Origin of the sequence: Kribbella albertanoniae, assembly GCF_004348455.1 — a bacterium.
Classification (GTDB): Bacteria; Actinomycetota; Actinomycetes; order Propionibacteriales; family Kribbellaceae; genus Kribbella; species Kribbella albertanoniae.
The window spans coordinates 1-22,130 of record NZ_SMKA01000147.1; the positions used below are offsets into that span (position 1 = coordinate 1).

Sequence of the window (22,130 nt, forward strand, 5' to 3'; positions counted from 1 at the left end):
GGCCGGGGCGGGGCCGCGGCGGGCCGCGCGGGAAAGAGCTCGGTGGTGGCTGGGCCGCCTCCGGGCCCGGTGCAGCTCGTGGGTTCCCCCATCAGGTTGTGGGTTCCCCACCCGCATGCGAGTACAGAACCCACCAGCGGATGGGTGAACCCAGCAGATGGGAAAGGGCCGGGTGGAGGGGACGCCCTTAGGAGACGGTGGCGGTTCGGATTACTTGGCGGGTTAGGGCGACCGTGCCTATGAGGGCTACTGCGACGCCGATGCCTAGGCAGACGCCGGTGATGCCTACGGACTGGTCGGAGATCCAGCCCAGGAGGGGGTTCATGACTACCAGGGCGAGGCTTTGGCAGAGGACGATCACGGACTGCAGGCGGGACTGGTAGCCGCGGTCCACCGAGTTCATCAGGAGCGGGAGGACGTGGCCGGTGAAGGCGCCTACGCCGATCCCGCTGATGATGGCGGCGGCGATGGTGAGGGGGATCGAGTCGACGATCGAGAGACCGACGTAGCCGATGGCCGCGCCGAAGAGGCCGAGCATGGCGACTATGCCGGGACGCTGGAAGGCACCGCGGACGAGGATGCGGACCGAGACGACGCCGACGCCGAGGCTGCGGGTGGCGATGACCAGGCCGGCGGTTTTGGCGTCCCACTCGTGGTGGCGGGCGAGCAGCGGGAGGACCAGTGAGTCCATCGGCATCAGCAGGCCGGCCGCGAGCGTCATGGTGATCAGCAAGGCACGGGTCAGTGGTTTACCGAAGGCGATTCGGAGGCCTTCGCCGATCGACTTGAAGATGCCCGCCTGGCTCGGCGGCGGAGCGGCGGCGGTTGATGTCCGCAGCACCAGCAGTACGACGATCATGATCGCGAAGGTGATGGCGTCGAAGGCGGCGGCCGCGGTCAGCCCGGACCACGTGACGAGGATGCCACCGACCGCCGTACCGGTGACGGCGAACACAACGCCGGTCACCTGAAAGCTGGCCAGCGCCCGCGGGACCTGCTGCGGCGGCACCAGCAACCGCGGCATCGCCCGCGAGGACGGCAGGAAGAACGCGTCGATCACGCCGACGACGAGCGCCAGGCAGACCAGCAGCCAGATCGGCTCACCAGCGGCGAGGGTCGCTGGGACCAACGCGCCGGTGACGAGGAACATCGCCGTACAGCTGAGCAGGAGCACGCGGGGTGCGCCGAAGCGGTCACCGACCGCGCCGCCCACCAGCAGCAGCGCAGCACGCGGGGCAGCGGCAAGCAGCAGGATCAAACCGGCCACACTGCCGCCGTGCTTACTGGCTGACCAGCCGATCGCAAACGTAATCGTCAGGTCGCCGAGGAGGGACACGGCAGCACCGAACAGCCAGATCCAGTACCGGACCGGGATGCGCTGTGTGTCCGAATCAGCGGGCGGAGTCACGATCGACGACCTTAGACGACAAATGGGTGGGATCTGACGACTACCCCACGAAGTCGGTGAAAAACCGGCTGAGGTCAGGATTTACGCAGGTCTGTCGCCCCGTCACGCACCGTAGCACCCTTGCTCCGCGCAAGCTCGGCGAGCGACTCCTGGTACGCGATCACCTTGTCCCGCAGCTTGTCGTCCGAGGCGGCCAGGATCCGGACCGCGAGCAGCCCGGCGTTCTTCGCGTTCCCGATCGACACGGTGGCGACCGGAATCCCGGCCGGCATCTGCACGATCGACAGCAGCGAGTCCATCCCGTCGAGGTACTTCAACGGCACCGGTACGCCGATCACCGGCAACGGCGTCACCGAAGCCAGCATGCCCGGCAGGTGCGCGGCCCCGCCGGCCCCGGCGATCAGCACCTTGAGACCACGCTCGTGTGCTGACCGTCCGTAATCGATCATCTCGGTCGGCATCCGATGCGCGGAGATGACGTCTGCCTCAAAGGGCACGTCGAACTCGACACACACCTCGGCCGCCGCCTTCATCGTCGGCCAGTCCGAGTCCGACCCCATCACGATCCCAATCATCAACAGCCCCTATTCGTCGATCGTGCCGGTCAGATAAGCCGCCGCATGCCGCGCCCGTTCGCGCGTCTCCTCCAACGAGGACCCGTACGCCGTGACGTGGCCGACCTTGCGACCCGGCTTCACGGACTTCCCGTAGAAGTGGACCTTCAGCCCCGGATCGCGCGCCATACAGTGCAGCAACCCGCGATGCATGTCCTCGACATCACCGCCGAGCACATTCACCATCACCGTGTACGGCGCTCGCGCAGCAGGCGACCCAAGTGGCAGATCGAGGACCGCGCGCAGGTGGTTCTCGAACTGCGAGGTGACCGCGCCGTCGATCGACCAGTGGCCGGTGTTGTGCGGACGCATCGCCAGCTCGTTGACCAGCAGCCGACCGTCCCGCGCCTCGAACATCTCGACCGCGAGAATCCCGACCACCCCAAGCTCACCGGCGATCCGGAGCGCGGTCTGCTGGGCCTGCGCAGCCCGCTCGGGCGCGAGCCCAGGAGCAGGTGCGGTGACCTCGACACAGATCCCGTCCTGCTGCACGGATTCGACGATCGGGTACGCGACCGCCTGCCCGTGCGGCGAGCGGGCAACGATCGCGGACAGTTCGCGGACGAAGTCGACCTTCTCCTCGGCCAGGATCGGTACGCCGCTACCGAAGGCAACCGCGATCGCGTCATCCTCCGGCCCGTCGATGAACCACACGCCCTTGCCGTCGTACCCACCGCGCGTGGTCTTCAGGATGATCGGGAACCCACCGACCCGCTTGGCGAAGTCCGCGACGTCGGCCGCGGACGAGACCACCTGATGAGCCGGCGACGGCGCGTCGAAGCTGTCCAGCCGGCTCCGCATGACCGCTTTGTCCTGCGCGTGGACGAGCGCATCCGGTCCCGGGAAAACCTTTACGTTCTCGGCCTCGAGCGCGCGGAGCAAATCGGTCGGCACGTGCTCGTGATCGAAGGTGACCACGTCGCATTCCGCCGCGAACCGCCGTACCGTCTCGGGGTCCTTGTAGTCGCCCACAGGCGCGTCAGCCACCGCCTGTGCCGCTGACACGCCCGGGCCCTCGGCCAGCACGCGGAGCTGAACACCGAGCGCGATCGCGGTCTCCTGCGTCATCCGGGCCAGCTGCCCGCCGCCGACCATGCCCACCACGGGAGTGCCGACCGGCAGCTCATCTCGGGAAAACTTCACGAAGCTGAGCCTAATCTCCACCGATCAACGCCTGTACGGCGGCCAAGGGCGCGCTGGCGATTTCGGAGCGGGACCGGTCGCCGGGTACCGTGGGACAGCCACCCCGCCGTTGCGGCTTGATCACAGAAAGTGCCGGAGACCGTTGAAGCTCGTCACCAAGTTGTACCGCCAGGTCGAGCACCTGGTGCACGAAGTGGCCAAGTTCGGTCTGGTCGGTCTGCTCGGTCTGGTCGTCGACCTGCCGATCTACAACTGGCTGGTCTTCGCCAACCCGCTGGTGCTGGCGGATTCCGGCGTGGGCATGCTGCACCACAAGCCGCTGACCGCGAAGCTGATCTCCACCACGGTCGCCACGCTCGCGACGTACTTCGGCAACCGGTACTGGACGTGGCGGCACCGCGAGCGCAGCGGTCTGCACCGTGAGTACGTGCTGTTCTTCGTGCTGAACGGCGTCGGTCTGCTGATCGCGGCCGGCTGCCTGGCCTTCTCGCGCTACGTGCTCGACCTGCACACCTGGCTGTCCGACAACATCGCCGCGAACTTCGTCGGCCTGGGGCTCGGCACGCTCTTCCGGTTCTGGTCGTACCGCAAGTTCGTCTTCAAGGAAGAGATCCTGCTCGACGAGATCGAGCATCCGGAGCACGCGGATCCGACCAAGAAGCTGGATCCGGACACCGGGGAGTTACCGGCCGTCCGCTGACCCCAGCGGTCCCCCCTCGGGCCCGGCGCTGCGTGGACGTGGCAGGTGCCGGGCCCTTTTCGTGAGCCAACTAAACCGGTATATCTATTCCGGTCCAGCACACGTGAGGCGAGAGGTGGGGCATGACCGATCTGTCACGAAGGACGTTCATCACGGTGGCCGGAGCCGGTCTGGCGGCCGCGCTGGGGCACGCCGGTCCGGCCCAAGCAGCGGCCGCGCCGAAACCTGGTAGCGGCGGCATTCCGCCGGGCCCATCGACGTACGGGTGGAACGCGCCGGATCTGCTGGATTTCGACCCGGCGACGCATCCCTGGGCCCGGCACCTGCGCTGCCTGATCCCGCGCGCGCAGCGGATCGCACCCTTCGCGCCGACGCAGGCGCACCCGGACCTGGATCCCGCCGTACAGCTGTCGATGCTGAGCCATGACGATGCGGGCTCGATCTACGAGGGCCGCAACCAGCCGATCGGTCTCGAGGAGCACGTCTACACGCATCGGTTCTGGCCGTACATCGACATCTGGGGCACCTGGCACGGGCAAGTGCTGCCGTCGGTACCGGACGAGGTCGTCAAGGATCCGAGCGCACCCGGCCGGTACTACGGCGTCGTCGACCTCCCGAACCCGGGCTGGACCGAGGCCGCGCACAAGAACGGCGCCCGCGCGATCGGCGGCTGGTTCTGGCCGCGCACACAGGCGAACTTCGACGCGTTCCTCGAACAGCGCCCCGACGGCTCCTTCCCGGTCGCCGACAAACTGATCGAACTGCGGCGGTACTTCGGCTTCGACGGCCTGTTCATCAACCAGGAAGCAACCATCACCGCCGCGCAGGCGGATAAGCTGCGCAAACTGTTCCTCTACGTCAAGAAGACCGATCCGGACTTCTACCTCCAGTACTACGACGCCGTGCTGCCCGACGGCACCCTCGACTACCAGAACGAGCTCAACGCGCAGAACGTCGGCTGGTTGAGCGGTGGTGTCGACTCGATCTTCCTCAACTACGACTGGCCGCGGGTGGACCCTGCCCTGACAGGTAGTGCGACCACCGCAACCGCGGCGGGCTTCGAGCCGCACAAGGTCGTGTTCGCCGGTGCCGAGCATCAGATGGGCGGCTTCAACCCGCGCGAGATGTTCACCGATCTCACCCCTCCCCCGACCTCCTGGGCGCTGTTCGTGGAGAACCAGATCTGGGCGACCGCCGCCGGTCAGGGCCTCACCGCGACCCCGGCCGGCCGAGCGACGTACCGCGATCTCGAGCAGCGCTTCTGGTCCGGGCCGACCGGCAACCCCACGACATCCGGGCGACTCGAGGAACGCACACCGCCGTACCGGACCGACGTGCTCAACTACAAGCGCTGGGACGGCGTCGCGCACGCGATCGTCGAACGATCCCCGTACGGCGCTCTGCCGATCGCGACCAGCTTCCAGATCGGGGTCGGCAGCAGGTTCTTCCTGGCCGGCAAGCAGATTCGGGACACCGGCTGGGACAACCAGGGCTGTGCGGATCGGGCGCTGACCTGGCAGTACTGGACCAACGGACTGACGGTCAGCCTCGACGAAAGTGCGGCGTACGAGGGCGCGCACAGCCTGGCCGTAGCCGGGAGTGGCGCGATCCACCTGTTCAAGACCGACCTCACGCAGCACGGAGCGACCGCCGTACAGGTGATGGCGTCCGGTCTGTCCAGGCTGCGGATCGGCGTGACGTGGCGCAGCGCGCCGGACAAGATCTCGTGGTCCCGACTGCTACCGGTCGGGCAGCGCGAGGGGTGGACCGAACACCTCGGATCGCTCGGGCCGCGGGCAGACCGGATCGCCCGAATCTCCTTGTGGAGCGAGGGTTCCGGACACCTCGGCAAGATCGTTCTTGCCGACGCCCGCGATCTGCGGGAACGGCCGCGGAAGGTCCGCGACTTCGCGGTCCGCGACGAAGGTGCTCGGAATCTCAGCTTCAGCTGGTCACTGCAAGAAGACGCCGTCGCGTACGACGTCCTCCAGCAGACCGGATCCGGGCCCTACTGGCTCGGGCGGGTGAGCCGGGACGTGTTCTTCGCGGAGGCCGTCGATCTGTCCCGCGGCCGCACGTTCGCCGTCGTACCGATTGCGGCGACCTCCAACCGCGGACCGGACGCCACCGTCAGTCTGATTTGACCGTCAGTCTGATTTGAACAGGGTCTCGCCGTCGTCCGGCTGCTGCTTGCGGCGCTGGTGCTCCGGGGGCTGCTCGTCGTCGAGAATTCCGTCGCCGGGTTTGCCCTCGGGGCCACCGAAGAGCAGATCGGACATCTGCAGGTGGACATGCTCGACGTGCGGTACGTCGGGCAGCACCACCTGACCGCGCTCACCGGCCGACTCGATGTGGAGCGTGCCGCAGCCGAGGATGCGGTCCATCAGGTGGTGCTCGTAGGAGACGTCGTTGATCCGCATCAGCGGGATGTCGCGGCCGGTGCGGGTGAGGATGCCGTGCCGGGTGATGAGGCGGCGGTTCGTCAGCGTGTAGGTGGAGAAGAACCAGTTCAGGAACGGCTTGGCCGCGAACGCCACCAGCAGCACCACGCCGACCGCCAGGATCGCGATCCGGCCCGGGGTCTGCATACTCCCGGCCGGCACGATCGCTGCCAGGAAGCCGCCGCCACCGGCCACCACCAGCAGCAGGAACACCGGGAAGATCAGTGCCTTCCAGTGCGTCCGGGTGCTGACGACGACGTACTCGTCCTCACCCAACAATTTCGCCGAGATCGCCATGGGGCCAGTCTCACAGTTCGCAGGGCCGGTTGTCCCGTCGGCTCGGCACGATCGCGCAGAGAAGGTAATACAACTCTTCACAAATTGCATACACGTCGGCGAAGATGCGCGGGGGATACACACGTTTGAACTAACAAAGGCAGTTTCGAAGAAGGAGCCGTGATGGGCATCTTGTCGGTCCTCGACCGGGAGCACACGGTCGCGCCCCCGGGATACAGCCGGTGGCTGATCCCACCGGCCGCGCTCGCCGTGCACCTGTGTATCGGCCAGGCGTACGCCACCAGCGTCTACAAGACGTCGCTGGTGAAGCATTTCGACACCAGCCTGACCTCGGTCGGCGTCGTGTTCAGCATCGCGATCGTGATGCTGGGCCTGTCCGCCGCGATCGGCGGCACCTGGGTCGAACGCAGTGGTCCGCGGAAGGCCATGTTCGTGTCGGCCTGTTTCTGGGCGACCGGCTTCCTGGTCGGTGCCCTGGGCATCGGAACCGGCCAGCTCTGGCTGCTCTACCTCGGGTACGGCGTGATCGGCGGCATCGGACTGGGAATCGGCTACATCTCCCCGGTGTCGACGCTGATCAAGTGGTTCCCGGACCGGCCGGGTCTGGCCACCGGCCTGGCCATCATGGGCTTCGGCGGTGGCGCGCTGTTCGCCAGCCCGCTGTCACGCCAGCTGCTCAGCCTGTACGACTCGGGGTACAACCCGAACGACAGCAAGTCGCTCGCCGACGGCGGCGCCCTGGTCGCCCTGTTCCTGACACTCGGCCTCGGCTACTTCGTGATCATGATGTTCGGGGTCTTCAACATCCGGGTCCCGGCCGAGGGCTGGAAGCCGGCCGGGTTCGACCCGTCGACGGTCAAGCAGAAGGCACTCGTCACCACTTCTTCGGTGTCGGCCGCGAATGCGATCAAGACGCCGCAGTTCTGGTGCCTGTGGGTCGTGCTGCTCTGTAACGTGACCGCCGGGATCGGGATCCTCGAGCAGGCCAGCCCGATGATCCAGGACTTCTTCCGGGGTGGCGACGGCAAGTCCACGGTCGCCGTCGCGGCCGCCGCCGGTTTCGTCGGGCTGCTGTCGATCTTCAACATGGCCGGGCGGTTCGTCTGGTCGTCCACGTCGGACGTCATCGGCCGCAAGCCGATCTACGCCGTCTACCTCGGCGTCGGCATCGTCGCGTACTTCCTGCTGGCGACCGTCGGCCACAACAGCACCGCGATCTTCGTACTGCTGGCGGCCGTCATCCTGTCGTTCTACGGCGGCGGGTTCGCCACCATCCCGGCGTACCTGCGGGATCTCTTCGGCACCTACCAGGTCGGCGCGATCCACGGCCGGCTGCTCACTGCCTGGTCGGTGGCCGGCGTCGCCGGTCCGCTCATCGTGAACGGCTTCCTCGACCGTGAGGGCAAGCCGGGCACGCTGACGGCCGAGGCCTACCGGCCGGCGCTGTTCACGATGGTCGGCGTACTGGCGATCGGTTTCATCGCCAACCTGCTGGTCCGGCCGGTGGCAGCGAAGTTCCACGAGAAGTCCGCATCGAGCGTGGAGGCAGCGAAATGAACCAGACCCAGCGCTTGGTGATCTCCTGGCTGCTCGTCGCCATCATGCTCGGCTACGGCATCATCCAGACCCTGATCACCGCAGCCAAGCTCTTTACGAACTAGTCCGCAGGTGTGTGACGTCCCCGGCGGCGAGTGTTCGCTCGCCGTCGGGGGTGTCGACGATCAGCCGGCCGTCGTCGGCCAAGTCGCGGGCGGTGCCTTCCAGGAAGGTGCCGTCCGGTAGCTCCACGCGGACTGGTCGGCCCAGCGTCGCGGACAGCTCCCTGTACTCGGGTAGGAGCGCACGGGGGTCATCCAGCCAGTCCCGGTAGCGGGCCTCGAGCTCACGCAGTACTGCGGCTGCCACGGTCACGCGGTCAGTGGTGGCCGCGTTCTCCAGCGCCAGCGAGGTCGCCGCGGGATGCGGCTTCTCCGACTCGCGCAGCGTCACGTTGATCCCCATGCCAACCACGACTGCCGGCCCCTCGATCCGCTCGAGCAGAATGCCGGCCAGCTTCCGGTCCTCGACCAGTACGTCGTTCGGCCACTTCACCTGCGCGGGAATCTCCGCCACCCGCCGCACTGCCGCAGCCACTGCCAACGGCACCAGCAAACCGAGCCACGGCCAGTGCGCCGGGTCCACTGCAGTGGGACGCAGCAGGGCCGACATCAACAGCGCAGAACGCGGTGGCGTCGTCCAGGTGCGCCCGAGCCGACCCCTGCCAGCAGACTGGTACTCAGTCAGCACCACAAGGCCTTCAGCAGCGCCCTCAGCCGCAGCCTTGGCCACGTCTGCGTTGGTCGACGGTGTGTCGGCCAGTACGTCGATCTGCGTCCACAGCGAGCCGGGGCGCACCAGCCGCCCACTCAGATAGCGTGCGTCGAGCGGCGGCCGTTCCAGGTCGTCGAACATCAGCCGGTGTTCTGCAGACCGGCAGCAACGCCCGAGACGGTCAGCAACAGCAGCCGCCGGGTCCGCACGATCTGCGCCTCGGTGAGCGAGTCATCGGTGCGCAGCGTCCGCAGTGCGCGCAACTGCAGGTAGCTGAGGGCGTCGACGTACGGGTTCCGCAGCTCGACCGCACGGCCCAGCACGCGTCGCCCGGCGAGCAGTCGCTCCTGCTTGAGCACCTTGAGCACCCACTCGGTGGTCAGCGCGTGCTCGTCAAGCATCAGCTGGGTCAGGTCGGATCGGTCGCCCAGCTCCAGGTAGCGGCCGAGGATGCGGCGGTCGGTCTTCGCCAGCGACATCTCGGCGTTCTCCAGCATCACCTGGAAGAGCGGCCAGTTCTGGTTCGCGTCCTGCAGTACGGCGACATCGTCGACTGCGGCCAGCGCCGAGCCGAGGCCGTACCAGCCGGGTGCGTTCACGCGAGCCTGCGACCAGGCGAACACCCACGGGATCGCCCGCAGGTCCTCAAGTGACGAGACTGCGACACCACGACGGGCCGGTCGCGACCCGAGCGGCAGCTGACCGAGCTCCTCCAGCGGAGTCACCCGGCCGAACCACTCCGCGAACCCATCCGCCTTCACGAGCCGGTGGTACGCCGTACGCGCCGCCTCGTCGAGCGTCTTCTCCATCACGGCGAAACGCTCCGCGGCCACGACCGCGCGCTCCTCGATCGCCGGAGTGGACGCCAGCAGCGTTGCTGCAGTCACCTGCTCGATGTGCCGCTGCGCGATCGGTGCGTTGCCATAGCGAGCCGGAATGGCCTCACCCTGCTCCGTCAGCTTGAAGCGACCAGCCACCGAGCCTGGGGCCTGGGCCAGCACCGCACGGTTCGCAGGGCCGCCACCGCGACCGAGTGCACCGCCGCGGCCGTGGAACAGGGTCAGCCGGATCGCATTGCGCTGGGCCCACGCGGTGATCCGCGCCTGAGCGTCGTACAGGGCGAGTGTGGCCGACACCGGGCCGACGTCCTTGGCGGAGTCGGAGTACCCGAGCATGACCTCGAAACGGCGGTCGTTCGCCGTGAGGCGGTGCCGGACGCGGGTGAGCTGGATGGCGTTGTCGAGGACCTCTACCGAGTTCTGCAGGTCCTCACCGGTCTCGAACAGCGGTACGACGTCCAGCTCGATCGGACGGCCGTCGAGAGCCGCGTCGGCCAGCTCGTAGACAGCTGCCAGGTCACCGGCGTTCCGGGTGAACGAAACGACGTACCGGCGACAGGCCTCGGGGCCGAAGCGCTGCTGGATCTGCCCGATGACGCGCAGGGTCGCGAGGACCTCTTCGGTCTGGTCGGACAGCTCACCGCCGCCGAGCACCTCTTCGAGCGCCTTCGCGTGCACGGAGGAGTGCTGACGGACCTCCAGCTCGGCCAGGTGGAAGCCGAACGAGTTCACCTGCCACATGAGGTGCTGGAGATCGCCGTACGCCTGGCGGGGTGCGCCTGCGCTCACCAGCGAGTCCTGCAGCACCTTGAGCTCGTGCAGGAAGTCAGCAGCCCGCGGGTAGCCGAAGTCGGCGTCGCGGGAGCGCGTAGCGGCCAGGCGGCGGGCCGCCAACAGCAGGAGCTGCCGGTGCGGCTCGGACGGCGACCTGGTCTCGATGTCCCCGATCAGCTCGGGGTTGACCGCCCGCGCGTCCTCGAGGATCCGCCGTACCGGTGCGGACGGCGGAGTGGTCGCCGCGTCCAGTGTCAGGGCCCGGCCGAGCTGGTCGGTCGCCCGCTCAAGCGCCCGGAGCACGTGGTCGGCCTGGATCTGCATGGCCTCGCGCGTGATCGCGGCGGTGACGTTCGGGTTGCCGTCACGGTCGCCTCCGATCCACGAACCGAGGCGGACGAACGGCGCGACCACGGGCTGCCGCAGCCCGGCACCCTCACCGGCCAGCGCGTCATCCAGCCGCCGGTAGACATTGCCGACCACGTCGAAGAGCGTCTCCTCGAACACGGCCATCGCCGAGCGCACCTCGTCCAGCGGCGACGGACGGCTCTCCCGGAGCTGCGCGGTCCGCCAGAGGATGTCGACCTGCTCGACCAGGCGGCGCCGGTTCTCGGCCAGCTCGCTGTCGCCGGCCCGCGGGTCGTGCCGCTCCTCGAGCAGCCCGGAGATCCGCCTGATCGTCGCCAGGATGGCGCGTCGACGCGCCTCGGTCGGGTGTGCCGTCAGCACCGGGCGGAACTCCAGCCCGGTCAGCAGCGCACGCGCCTGCTGCTCACCGCTGTCGCGGGAGATCTGCTCGACCGCCTGGGCCAGCTCCGAGGTGACCAGCGCGTTGTCGTCGCGGTCGCGCTCGCGGAGCACCCGGGCGCGGTGCAGCTCCTCGCTCAGGTTCGTCAGGTGGAAGTAGCAGCTGAACGCGCGGGCGACGTCCTCGGCCCGCTCGTGCGGCCAGGACGCGACCAGCTGCTCGGCCGCCAGACCGTCGCCCGCGATGGTGAGCTCACGCAGCCGCTCGACGTCGTTGAGCAGCGGCTGACCGGCGTACTCGACGAGCACTTTGCCGAGGATCTCACCCAGCAGACGAACGTCGGCCCGAAGCTCTTCGGGCACCTCGAACCGCGCGCGGGTACGGGTCTCACTACCGGTCTCGGTCACGTTCGCCCACCCTAGCGGGCGCACCCAGCTCACGCCCTGCCAAGTCCGCCAACTGGATGCCTATCGTGACCGTATTTCACGCTACTTGACAGTACGTCACTTAGACGTTGCCGAAACCGCCACCGACGACCTGGGAGACGACCTTCGCCAGCTCGGCCGGGGTGCGGTCGGTGCCGTCGACAACGAGCATCCGGGCGGACGCTTCGGTCATGCTCGCGAGCAACTCGGCGAGTACGGCGAGGTTGGCGTCGGGGTCGGTGACACCGGGCAGGGATTTCAGGAGGGTCAGCCGGAGACCCTCGACCAGGAATGCACGAGCAGCGCGGACGCGATCGGCCACCACGGGCGCGGCGCCGTACTGGGCTCCGAAGACGATCCGCCAGGACTGCGGGTTCTCCGCGGCCGTTGTGAGGAAGGCGGTCAGGCCGTCGAGCACATGCTCCTCGGGAGTGCCGACGGTCGGGTCGGCCGGCAGCGCGGCCACGATCGAGATCACCAGGTGCTGCTCCTCGCGGGCCAGCAGGGCGAGCAGCAGCTCGTCGCGATTCGCGAAGGAGTCGTAGACCACCGGTTTGGTCACACCGGCCGCTTCCGCCACCGACTGCATCGTCGTCCCGGCGAAGCCCTTGTCGGAGAAAACCTTGAGAGCCGCGTCCAGCAACATCGGCCGTCGTCGCTCCGGCCCGAGATGTGCCGCCCGCCGGCGTTTGTCGGAGGGCTCGACCACTTGACAAAGCTATCAGATCAGGGGAAATTCCTACGGTCCGGTAGGAACTGCCACGGGGGTGGTCGATGACCGATCGAGGGAGTGCCGGCTGGCTGGATTCAGCCGGGCTCGCGGGTCTTGACGCGAGTGAGCTGGCCCGGCTGGTGGACCGGACATCGGAGCGGGAGCTTCGGCATCGACTCATCGGGGGAGTACGAGAGATCGCGTTGCGCGAGATCTTTCGGCGGATGCCGGAGTACCTCCGGCCTGCCCGTGCCGCCGGGTTCGACGCCGTCGTCGCCTGGCACATCACCGGGGCCGGCGGTCCCGAGGACTGCAACGCCTTCTGGATCCGCGTCAGCGACGGCCAGTGCGAAGTCATCGACAGCGCCCCCCACGCCGACATCTCCATCCGCACCGACCCCGCCACCCTCCTCCGGGTCGTCACCGGCAACGAGGACCCCGTGAACGCCGTACTCAAACAGCGCCTCTCCGTCCGAGGCGACCTCGCCCTGGCCGCCCGCCTCACCAAAATCTTCGCCGTAGGCCCCCTCTAACGTCCGAAGCATCGGAGGGCCCTCCTCCGGTTTTTCGGACGTTGGCTCCGCATGATTGCTGACGTCCGAAGGATCGGAGGGCCCTCCTCCGGTTTTTCGGACGTTACGCGGAGCGCGCTGCGGCCGATGTCACAGGCAGCGGGGCCTACTGACGCGTAGGCTGCCCTGTCATGGGAGAGACGGTGAACATCCACACCACCGCCGGCAAGATCGCGGACCTCGAGCAGCGGCTCGACGACGCGGTGCACGCCGGATCGGAGCGCGCGGTGGAGAAGCAGCACGCCCGGGGCAAGAAGACCGCCCGGGAGCGGATCGCGCTGCTGCTGGACGAGGGGTCGTTCGCCGAGCTGGACGAGTTCGCCCGGCACCGCTCGACCAGCTTCGGACTCGAGGCCAACCGCCCGTACGGCGATGGCGTGGTGACCGGTTACGGCACCATCGACGGCCGTCAGGTCTGCGTGTTCGCCCAGGACTTCACGGTCTTCGGCGGCAGCCTCGGTGAGGTCTTCGGCGAGAAGATCGTCAAGGTGATGGACCTGGCGATGAAGATCGGCTGCCCGCTGATCGGCATCAACGACTCCGGCGGCGCGCGGATCCAGGAGGGTGTCGTCAGCCTCGGCCTGTACGGCGAGATCTTCCGCCGCAACGTCCGGGCCTCGGGCGTGATCCCGCAGATCTCCCTGATCATGGGCCCGTGTGCGGGCGGCGCGGTGTACTCCCCCGCGGTCACCGACTTCACCGTCATGGTGGACGAGTCGTCGTACATGTTCATCACCGGTCCGGACGTGATCAAGACCGTCACCGGCGAGGACGTCACCCAGGAGGAGCTCGGCGGCGCCCGGACGCACAACACCAAGTCCGGTAACGCGCACTACCTCGGCAGCGACGAGGAGGACGCGATCGAGTGGGTCAAGTCGCTCGTCGCGCACCTCCCGCAGAACAACCTCGAGGACCCGCCGGTGTACGACGCCCCGGCCGACCTCGAACCCAACGAGATCGATCTGGCGCTCGACACCCTGATCCCGGACTCGCCGAACCAGCCGTACGACATGCACACGGTGATCGAGTCGGTCGTCGACGACGGCGACTTTCTCGAGGTGCAGACGCTGTTCGCGCCGAACATCATCGTCGGCTTCGGCCGGGTCGAGGGCCGCCCGGTCGGCGTGGTCGCGAACCAGCCGATGCAGTTCGCCGGCACTCTCGACATCGACGCCTCCGAGAAGGCCGCCCGCTTCGTCCGCACCTGCGACGCGTTCAACCTGCCGATCCTGACCTTCGTCGACGTACCGGGCTTCCTGCCCGGCACCGACCAGGAGTGGAACGGCATCATCCGGCGCGGCGCCAAGCTGATCTACGCGTACGCCGAGGCGACCGTCCCGATGATCACCGTGATCACCCGCAAGGCCTACGGCGGCGCGTACGACGTGATGGGTTCCAAGCACCTCGGCGCCGATATCAACCTCGCCTGGCCGACCGCCCAGATCGCCGTCATGGGCGCCCAGGGCGCGGTCGGCATCCTCTACCGCCGCGAACTCGCCGGCGCCGAGGACCCCGAGGCCCGCCGCCAGGAGCTCATCACCGAGTACGAGGACCAGCTCGCCAACCCGTACGTCGCAGCCGAGCGCGGCTACATCGACGCGGTCGTCAAGCCGAGCGAGACCCGCGCCGAGATCGTCCGCGGCCTCCGCCTGCTCCGCACCAAACGCGACACCCTCCCGCCCAAGAAGCACGGCAACATCCCGCTCTGATCGGAGACCCCTGATGAACCTGCAGATCCTGAAGGGCGACCCAACCCCCGAGGAACTGGCCGCCCTGGTGGCTGTCCTAGCCGCGCGCCCCACCACCCCCGAGCCCGCCAACACCGAGCGCGCCGGCAACTGGGCGACGTACTGGCGCAACGCCCGCCAGCCTTTCCACCCCGGCCCCGGCCAATGGCGCGCCAGCGCCCACCCCTAACAGCGGCGGAACGCCCCATGCCCCGACGCCATCTGATGGGTTCCCCCACGAGCTTGTGGGTTCTCCACCCGCATGCGGGTCCATAACCCACAAGCTGATGGGTTAACCCACAAGATGGCGGGGGCTAGATGCGGCGGAAACGGATGAGGGGGTAGATCGGGGCATTGCCTGTCGTACGGCGCGGGCCGGGGAAGGTGGTTGCGCCGTCCAGGGCCAGGCCGTGGGTGGCGGCTTCGGCTACCAGGCGGGTGAGTGAGTCCTGGGCGCGGGTGGTGTTGGGGTCGCGGCCTTCGGCGTAGCGGGTGGCTTCGTTCTTCTCGGTGGTGGTGAGGAAGACGCCGCCGGGGCGGAGGATGCGGGCGACCTCGGCGAGGATCGGGGTGCTGTCGTCGAGCAGGTGCAGGAGCCAGATCGCGACCACAGCATCGGTACGGCGGTCTGCGACCGGGAGCCGGGTTGCGTCGGCGGCCGCGACGTGGCCGGGCAGGCGAACCTTGGCGTGCTGCAGCATTGCCGTGGAGAGGTCGAACCCGTGCACGAGGTTGCCTAGAGCAACGAGCTCGGCGCCGACAATACCGGTGCCGACGGCCAGCTCCAGCACGCGCTGCGAACCCGCGGGCAGCAGCTCACCGACCGCCCGGGCAGCAGCTTGCGCACGCTCCACGCCACCACGACTGTCGTCGTACCGGGCCGCCTCAGACTCGTTGTAGTCAGGGCGCTTCACAACCGGTGTCCACAATGACGGCCAGGCGATGCCGACCTGGGCGAGCATGGTCCGCACCAGCGGCAGCGAGAGGCCGACGACGTTGTGGTAGTCGCCCTCGATGCCCGTGACGAACGGCCCACCGATGCCGTCGACGGTGAACGAGCCCGCGACGACGAGCGGTTCGCCGGTGCCGACGTACGCGTCGATCTCGTCGTCGGTCATGTCGGCGAAGTAGACCGTCGTCGAGGCCAGTTCGCGCAGCTCCTGCTTGGTGTTGGTGTCGAAGAGGCAGTGCCCGGTGTGCAGTACGCCGGACTTCCCGCGCATCGCCCGGAGCCGCTCGCGCGCGATCTCCGGCGTACCGGGCTTGCCGTAAGCCACCCCGTCGATCTCCAGCACCGAGTCGCAGCCGAGCACGGTCGCGTGATCGTCCAGCTCGGCCACCACGGCTCGTGCCTTCAGCGTCGCGAGCAGACGCGCAAGCTCGCCCGGGCTCTCCGCGGTGACGTTGTCCTCGTCGACCCCGGAGACGATCACCTCCGGCTCGACTCCGGCGCTCCGCAAGGTCTGGAGGCGCGCCGGCGACTGCGACGCGAGGACGAACCTCACAGCTTGGCCAGCGCGCGGCGCAGCGGGTCGAGACCGATCGACCCGAGATTGAGCGCGTCCGAGTGGAACTGCCGCAGGTCGAACGCGGATCCCTTGCGCTGCTTGGCCTCCTCGCGCGCCTGCAGCCAGAACCGCTCACCCACCTTGTACGACGGCGCCTGCCCCGGCCATCCGAGGTACCGGTTCAGCTCGGCCTTCAGGAACTCGGTCTCCAGACCACTGTGTCCGCGCAGGAACTCGAACCCGAGCTCCGCGTTCCAGCGCTCACCCGGCCGCCAGCCGAACGGGTTGTCCTTGGGGACCTCCAGCTCGAGATGCATGCCGATGTCAACGATCACCCGCGCGGCCCGGAAGCCCTGCGCGTCCAGCATGCCGAAGCGGGCACCCGGGTCCTCCAGGTAACCGAGCTCCTCCATCAAACGCTCGGCGTACAGGGCCCAGCCCTCGCCGTGACCCGAGACCCAGCAGGCGATCCGCTGCCAGCGATTCAGCAGGTCCGCGCGCAGCATCGTCTGCGCGCACTGCAGGTGATGCCCCGGCACACCCTCGTGGTAGACGGTCGTGACCTCACGCCAGGTGGCGAAGTCCTCGACACCGTTCGGCACCGCCCACCACATGCGGCCCGGGCGCGTGGTCAGGTCCTCGCTCGGCGGGGTGTAGTAAATCGCCCCGTCCGAGGTCGGCGCGATCATGCACTCCAGAGTGCGGATCGACTCCGGTACGTCGAAGTGCTTACCGGCCAGCTCGGCGACGGCGTGGTCGGACAGCTGCTGCATCCAGTCCCGGAATGCTTCCTTGCCGTGGATCTTGCGCGCCGGGTCGGCGTCGAGCAGTGCGGCCGCGGCCTGGATGTTGCGGTCGCCACCGTTCAGGGTGGCGGCGATCTTCTCCATCTCGCCCTCGATGCGGGCCAGCTCCTGCCAGCCCCAGGCGTAGGTCTCGTCGAGATCGATGGTCGCGCCGAGGAAGTTCCGCGAGGCGAGCTGGTAGACCTCGCGACCGCACGCGTCCCGCTCCGGCGCCCGCGGCGCCACCTCGGCGGTCAGCCAGGACCCGAACTCCGCGAACGCCTTGCGCGCCGACTCCGCGGCGGCCGTCACACTGGGCTTGATCGCGCTCTCCGGGGCCTGCCGCGCGAGCCCGCCGAAGTAGTCGTCACCGGCCGGGTCGGTCCAGGTGGCGATCTTGCCGGCCAGGTCCCGCACCTGCCGCTGCGCCGAGACCCTGCCCTGGGCAGCCTGGTCGAGGACCGTCTCGCGGTACCCGTCGAGCGCCGTACCGACGAGGTTGAGCCGGATCGCGATCCGCTCCCAGTCGTCGTCACCCCCGGTCGGCATCAGGTCGAAGACCTGCCGCAGGTTCGCCGGGGCCGACGAGATCGCGTTCAACTGATGCTGCGGTACGCCGGCCTCGTACGTCTCCCGCTCGAGGCCGAGCCGCTCGACGAACGCGTCCTTGGCCACCTCTTCGCGCGGACTGGCCGGCTCGATCGCGGCCGCCTGCGCCAGCGTCCGCCGGGTCAGCTCGAGTACGGCGTCGTACCCGGCCGGTGTGTAGTCCGGCAGCTCGTGGTCGTGGCCCTCGATGCCCATGAACGTCGCCTCGGTCGGATTGAGGGCGATGAATTCCTCGAGGTAGCTCTCGGAGAGCTTGTCGATCGGGCTGTCGGTCGCATCAGTCACACGCCCGACCCTACCTCGGGCAGGGACTGCGATCCTGCCGTTTTCGCTTAGTCCGGATCGAGTTCCGGAGGCGCCACCTGGCGCCAGGAATCCAGCAGGATGTCCCGCAGCTCCCCCTCGTCCTCGAGCGCGGCCAGCCGGGCCCGGACCCAGCTCGACCCCGCCTCGTGCCGAGGCACCCAGAACTTGTCCGGCTCGGCCAGGATCAGCTCGTCCCGCTCCAACTGCGGGCACCGCACCGCGAACGACGTCTGGTCGTCCGGCACCGTCACGAACATCCGCCCGGCCACATCGAACGTCGGATGCCCCCACCGCTGCTTCTCGCGGGTCTCCGGCAGGGACAACACAATCCGTCGTACGTCGTCAGCGTCCAGCACGCCGACAACCTTAGAGTCAGCCGCCGACAACCTTGCGACGACCGGGTAATAGCAGGCTGACAACCGCGCCGACCGCGACCACGGCGGCTCCCGTCCAGACCGCGGGCACCAGGCCGTCGACGTACCGGTCGGGGGTCTCGTACGAACCGGCGGAGGCAAAGACAGACGCCAGTACGGCGACGCCCATGGCCACGCCGATCTCGCGGATGGTGGCGTTCGTGCCGGAGGCCACGCCGCGATCCACCTCGGCCATTCCACTCATCACCACACTCGCCGACGGAGCGAACGTGAGCCCCATCCCGATCCCGGCCAGCACGAACGGGACGACGTACGCGCCGTACGTGACGTCAGCCGAGGTGACGGCCGCCATCCAGCCCAGGCCGACGGCCAGCAGCGCCTGACCGCTGCCGATCAGCACCCGAGGCCCGACCCGGTCGACGATCAGCCCGGCGATCGGAGCGACCACCATCGGCGCCATCGTCCACGGCATCGTGCGGACGCCGGATTCGAGCGGACTGTAACCCTGCACGACCTGGAAGAACTGCGCGAGCAGGAAGACCGACCCGAAGGCGCCGAGCGAGAAGGTGAACGACACCGCGTTCACCACACCGAACGAACGCACCTTGTAGAGCCGCATCGGCAGCATCGGCGCGAGCGTCCGCCGCTCCCACGCCACGAAGACGACCAGCAGGAGCACTCCGGCGATCAGCGCTCCCAGCACGCCACCGGACGTCCAGCCGTCGTCGGCGCCGTTCACCACACCCCACACGACCGACAGCACCCCGACGCTTGCGAGCAGCAGCCCCAGCAGATCCAGCCGCTGCTTGGCTCCCAGTGACTCGGGCAGCACTCGGGCGACCAGCACGACGGCGAGGACGCCGACCGGCACGTTCAGCCAGAAGATCCACTGCCAGTTGAGTCCTTCGACCACGGCCCCACCGACAACCGGGCCCAGCGCCACTCCGAGCCCGGAGATGCCACCCCAGATCCCGATCGCCGCACTCCGTTGCTTGTCGGACACCGCACCGGCGAGCAGGGTCAGCGCCAACGGCATCACCGCGGCACCGCCCACACCCTGGATCCCGCGGGCCGCGATCAGCATCCACGGCTCGGTCGCGAACGCACACGCGGCCGAGGCCAGCGTGAAGAGCGCGATGCCGGCCACGAACATCCGGCGCCGACCGATTCGGTCGCCGAGCGCTGCCGCGGTCAGCAGGAGGGCTGCGAAGGCCAGCGTGTACGCGTTGATGAACCACTGCAGGTCGGACAGGGAGGCGCCGAGCTCGGTCTTGATCACCGGCAGCGCGTTCGTCACGACCAGGTTGTCCAGCGTGACCATGAAGGTCGGGATTCCGACGGCAGCCAGCACCGCGGCCATCCCGCGACTCCGGCCGGGCACCGCGGCGCCCGGCGGCGGCCCGTCGAGAGCGGTCGACGTCATCTGTCAGCTCCTAGTTGTTATTCACTGATAACAAGCCTCGTCCCAAAGTATGCATCGACTGATAACTTGTCAACCTGGTGCGATTCGGCTTCGAGTTCCGCCTGGCGGGAATTTGTTCTGAGTGCTCTGGTAAGCGCTTGCCAAGCTGCTGGCACGGCCGCATGATGGGCCACCTGATTCCGCCATCAGGCAGTTCCGATTCCGCCAAGAGATAGGTGCTCGATGACGAACCTCTTCAGTCGCCGCAGTGTGCTCGGAGCCGGAGGAGCAGCGGTCGGCGCGGCCACACTGGGCTCCCTCGGGCTGGGGCAGGCAGCCGCCTTACCCACGGGCCGGCTCTGGCAGTCCGAGCGGGTCCGGTACGACTCGAAGTACCGGCTGGTCTACACCGCCGACGCCGAGGGCAACCGGATCCCGGACTTCAGCCACGCGGGCTACAAGAACGGCGACAGCCCGATCCCGCACGTCCGCACGGTCAAGACCGTGCAACCGATCGAGGGCGACAACACCGCGCACCTGCAGGCCGCGATCGACGAGGTCGGCCTGCGCACCCCGGACCGCAACGGCTTCCGCGGCGCGCTACTACTTGCCCCGGGCAACTACCCGGTCGCCGGCACACTGCGGGTGAACCGCTCTGGCGTCGTACTGCGTGGGTCCGGTGACGGTGCGGATCCGGCGAAGAACACCGTGATCCAGGCGACCGGCAACACCCCGGTGGCGCGCGATGTCGTCGTACTGGGCGGGTCTGTCAGCACCGGCTGGCGCGGCCAGGTCACCGGCACCCGGACCGACATCACCAGCGACTGGGTGCAGGTCGGGTCGCGGTCCTTCGACGTCGCCGATGCCAGTGGATTGAAGCGTGGCGACAACATCGTCCTGATCCACCCGTGCACCGAGGCCTGGCTCGCCTCGGTCGACTACGGCGGTACGGCGAAGGACGCCGGCTGGGCGGTCGACAGCCAACCGATCACGTACAACCGCTTCATCCGCTCGATCCGCGGCAACACGGTGACGGTCGACGTACCGATCTTCGAGCACCTGCGGCGCACCCGCTCGCAGTCCTATCTGTACGTCTGGGACCGCGCTGGCCTGGTGACCGGCGTCGGCGTGGAGAGTCTGCGGATCGACATCCAGTTCGCGGGCGACCCGGATGTTGACGAGGCGCATGCCTGGGTCGGCGTGAAGGTTCGCCAGGTCGAAGATGCGTGGGTGCGCGACAGCACCTTCCTGCACTTCGCGAAGGCCGGCGTCGAGACGACCGAGGCCACGCGGGTCACGGTCCGGAACTGCCGCGCGCTGGATCCGGCCTCCGTCATCACCGGCGGACTGCGCTACAACTTCAACTGCGAGTCGTTCTCACAGCAGGTGCTGTTCGTGGACTGCTATGCCAGCAAGGCCCGGCACGCGTTCATCTCGAACGGCGCCAGCAGCGCCTCGGGCATCGTCTTCCTGCGCGGTACGTCGGAGGGCGCGCTCGCCTCGAGTGAGGGCCATCGGCGGTGGAGCCAGGGCCTGCTCTGGGACAACCACCGCGACATCGCTCCGAAGGTCGACCTCGTTCTCGGCATCTACAACCGCGGCGACTACGGCACCGGCCACGGCTGGGCGACCTCCCACTCGGTCGGCTGGAACTGCGACACCGGTACCGCCAAACTCGTCGTACAGAAGCCACCGACCGCCCAGAACTACGCGATCGGCTGCCACGGCGTGATCACCGGCGACGGCCCGTTCACCCAGCCCGCCGGCTACATCGAGGGCGCGAACCGTCCGGGCCTGGTCCCGCCGTCGCTCTACCAGGCGCAGTACCTGGATCGGCGCCGCTGAGGCGTTGTATGCATTGACTGATAACATCACGAGTAGGTGATCGCAGGCGGTGACATCGCACGCGGTGACATCGCACGTTGTGACGGAGGACCGGATGACGAGAGTACGGCTGACCGCGGCCGAGCGCGGCGAGGAGGTGCTGCAGGCCGCCGTCCTGGCGTTCGCCGCCTCGGGCTACCAAGGCACCAAGACCGACGAGATCGCCCGCCTCGCCGGCGTCTCCCAGCCGTACGTCATCCGGTTGTTCGGCACCAAACAGCAACTCTTCCTGGCCTCCGTCCGCTGGGTCTGCACCCGGATCGAACAGGTCTTCCGGGACGCCGCCGCTGAGTCCCCCGACCTCCGCAGCCTCGCCCGCAGCTACGACAAACTGTCCGAGGAACGCGAACTCCTCCTCGTCCTCCTCCAAGGCTTCTCCGCCAGCGCCGACCCCGAAATCGGCGACTGCGTCCGCGAAGGCTTCGGCAGCATCTACAACCTCATCTGCGACCTCACCGGCGCCACCCCGCGCGAAGCCCGAGAGTTCCTCAGCACCGGCATGCTCATCACCGTCCTCTCCGCCATGCAGGTCCTGGGCCCCAACCCCCACCC

At 68.3% G+C, this 22,130-nt stretch carries 20 protein-coding genes; 9 read left to right on the plus strand and 11 right to left on the minus strand.

Annotated features, from left to right (window positions below):
* Positions 1-187: 187 nt before the first annotated feature.
* From E1261_RS26790 to E1261_RS26800, 3 genes are all read right to left on the minus strand, one after another.
* Entirely contained in the window at positions 188-1,408 is a 1,221-nt protein-coding gene (locus E1261_RS26790; RefSeq protein ID WP_132411205.1) for an MFS transporter, read from the minus strand.
* Positions 1,409-1,482: 74 nt separating this feature from the next.
* Positions 1,483-1,983: a 5-(carboxyamino)imidazole ribonucleotide mutase gene (gene purE / locus E1261_RS26795; RefSeq protein ID WP_132411207.1), complete on the minus strand. Its 501-nt coding sequence runs from the start codon at positions 1,981-1,983 to the stop codon at positions 1,483-1,485.
* Between the two features lie 9 nt (positions 1,984-1,992).
* On the minus strand, positions 1,993-3,165 hold the full coding sequence (locus tag E1261_RS26800) for a 5-(carboxyamino)imidazole ribonucleotide synthase (protein ID WP_132411209.1): 1,173 nt from the start codon (positions 3,163-3,165) through the stop codon (positions 1,993-1,995).
* 142 nt (positions 3,166-3,307) lie between these two features.
* On the opposite strand from E1261_RS26800, the gene E1261_RS26805 reads away from it, so the two are divergent.
* Together E1261_RS26805 and E1261_RS26810 are read left to right on the plus strand one after the other, a co-directional pair.
* Positions 3,308-3,865: a GtrA family protein gene (locus E1261_RS26805; protein ID WP_132411211.1), complete on the plus strand. Its 558-nt coding sequence runs from the start codon at positions 3,308-3,310 to the stop codon at positions 3,863-3,865.
* A gap of 122 nt (positions 3,866-3,987) precedes the next feature.
* Positions 3,988-6,009, plus strand: coding sequence for an endo-beta-N-acetylglucosaminidase (locus E1261_RS26810; RefSeq protein ID WP_132411213.1), 2,022 nt, complete (start codon positions 3,988-3,990; stop codon positions 6,007-6,009).
* A 3-nt stretch (positions 6,010-6,012) separates the two neighbouring features.
* On the opposite strand, the gene E1261_RS26815 is transcribed toward E1261_RS26810, so the two are convergent.
* Positions 6,013-6,603: a PH domain-containing protein gene (locus tag E1261_RS26815; RefSeq protein WP_132411215.1), complete on the minus strand. Its 591-nt coding sequence runs from the start codon at positions 6,601-6,603 to the stop codon at positions 6,013-6,015.
* 162 nt (positions 6,604-6,765) lie between these two features.
* Here E1261_RS26815 and E1261_RS26820 point away from each other — a divergent pair, with 162 nt between their 5' ends.
* Together E1261_RS26820 and E1261_RS47155 are read left to right on the plus strand one after the other, a co-directional pair.
* On the plus strand, positions 6,766-8,160 hold the full coding sequence (locus E1261_RS26820) for an OFA family MFS transporter (protein WP_202875046.1): 1,395 nt from the start codon (positions 6,766-6,768) through the stop codon (positions 8,158-8,160).
* Positions 8,157-8,264 (plus strand): MFS transporter small subunit, encoded by a 108-nt coding sequence (locus E1261_RS47155; RefSeq protein ID WP_420814029.1) that lies wholly within the window; start codon positions 8,157-8,159, stop codon positions 8,262-8,264. Before E1261_RS26820 ends, E1261_RS47155 begins: the two co-directional genes overlap by 4 nt.
* Here the strand turns inward: E1261_RS47155 and E1261_RS26825 are convergent.
* The 3 genes from E1261_RS26825 to E1261_RS26835 all read right to left on the minus strand — a co-directional run bounded on the left by E1261_RS26825 (position 8,254) and on the right by E1261_RS26835 (position 12,408).
* Entirely contained in the window at positions 8,254-9,054 is an 801-nt protein-coding gene (locus tag E1261_RS26825) for a biotin--[acetyl-CoA-carboxylase] ligase (protein WP_132411217.1), read from the minus strand. The genes E1261_RS47155 and E1261_RS26825 overlap by 11 nt on opposite strands.
* Entirely contained in the window at positions 9,054-11,681 is a 2,628-nt protein-coding gene (locus E1261_RS26830) for a phosphoenolpyruvate carboxylase (protein WP_132411219.1), read from the minus strand. Before E1261_RS26830 ends, E1261_RS26825 begins: the two co-directional genes overlap by 1 nt.
* A 100-nt stretch (positions 11,682-11,781) precedes the next feature.
* Complete coding sequence (locus E1261_RS26835) at positions 11,782-12,408, minus strand: TetR/AcrR family transcriptional regulator (RefSeq protein WP_132411221.1); 627 nt, start codon at positions 12,406-12,408, stop codon at positions 11,782-11,784.
* A 65-nt stretch (positions 12,409-12,473) separates the two neighbouring features.
* Here E1261_RS26835 and E1261_RS26840 point away from each other — a divergent pair, with 65 nt between their 5' ends.
* The 3 genes from E1261_RS26840 (at position 12,474) to E1261_RS26850 (ending at position 14,900) form a co-directional block, all read left to right on the plus strand.
* A complete protein-coding gene (locus E1261_RS26840) occupies positions 12,474-12,944 on the plus strand; it encodes an SCP2 sterol-binding domain-containing protein (RefSeq protein WP_132411223.1) in 471 nt (156 codons plus the stop codon).
* Between the two features lie 170 nt (positions 12,945-13,114).
* Positions 13,115-14,692, plus strand: a complete 1,578-nt coding sequence (locus E1261_RS26845) for an acyl-CoA carboxylase subunit beta (RefSeq protein WP_132411224.1) — start codon at positions 13,115-13,117, stop codon at positions 14,690-14,692.
* Between the two features lie 13 nt (positions 14,693-14,705).
* Positions 14,706-14,900 (plus strand): acyl-CoA carboxylase subunit epsilon, encoded by a 195-nt coding sequence (locus E1261_RS26850; RefSeq protein WP_132411225.1) that lies wholly within the window; start codon positions 14,706-14,708, stop codon positions 14,898-14,900.
* A gap of 124 nt (positions 14,901-15,024) precedes the next feature.
* Here the strand turns inward: E1261_RS26850 and E1261_RS47045 are convergent, their stop codons facing one another.
* The 4 genes from E1261_RS47045 to E1261_RS26870 are packed head-to-tail and all read right to left on the minus strand — an operon-like array spanning position 15,025 to position 19,715.
* On the minus strand, positions 15,025-16,215 hold the full coding sequence (locus E1261_RS47045) for a Maf family nucleotide pyrophosphatase (protein WP_132411227.1): 1,191 nt from the start codon (positions 16,213-16,215) through the stop codon (positions 15,025-15,027).
* Positions 16,212-17,897, minus strand: coding sequence for a DUF885 domain-containing protein (locus tag E1261_RS26860; protein WP_238176442.1), 1,686 nt, complete (start codon positions 17,895-17,897; stop codon positions 16,212-16,214). Before E1261_RS26860 ends, E1261_RS47045 begins: the two co-directional genes overlap by 4 nt.
* A gap of 47 nt (positions 17,898-17,944) precedes the next feature.
* Entirely contained in the window at positions 17,945-18,274 is a 330-nt protein-coding gene (locus E1261_RS26865; protein WP_132411229.1) for an MmcQ/YjbR family DNA-binding protein, read from the minus strand.
* Positions 18,275-18,290: 16 nt separating this feature from the next.
* A complete protein-coding gene (locus E1261_RS26870; RefSeq protein ID WP_132411231.1) occupies positions 18,291-19,715 on the minus strand; it encodes an MFS transporter in 1,425 nt (474 codons plus the stop codon).
* A gap of 222 nt (positions 19,716-19,937) precedes the next feature.
* Between E1261_RS26870 and E1261_RS26875 the strand changes: the two genes are divergently transcribed.
* Positions 19,938-21,539, plus strand: a complete 1,602-nt coding sequence (locus E1261_RS26875; RefSeq protein ID WP_132411233.1) for a peptidoglycan-binding protein — start codon at positions 19,938-19,940, stop codon at positions 21,537-21,539.
* Positions 21,540-21,633: 94 nt separating this feature from the next.
* The coding region (locus E1261_RS26880) for a TetR/AcrR family transcriptional regulator (RefSeq protein ID WP_132411235.1) at positions 21,634-22,130 on the plus strand (497 nt) is incomplete at its 3' end.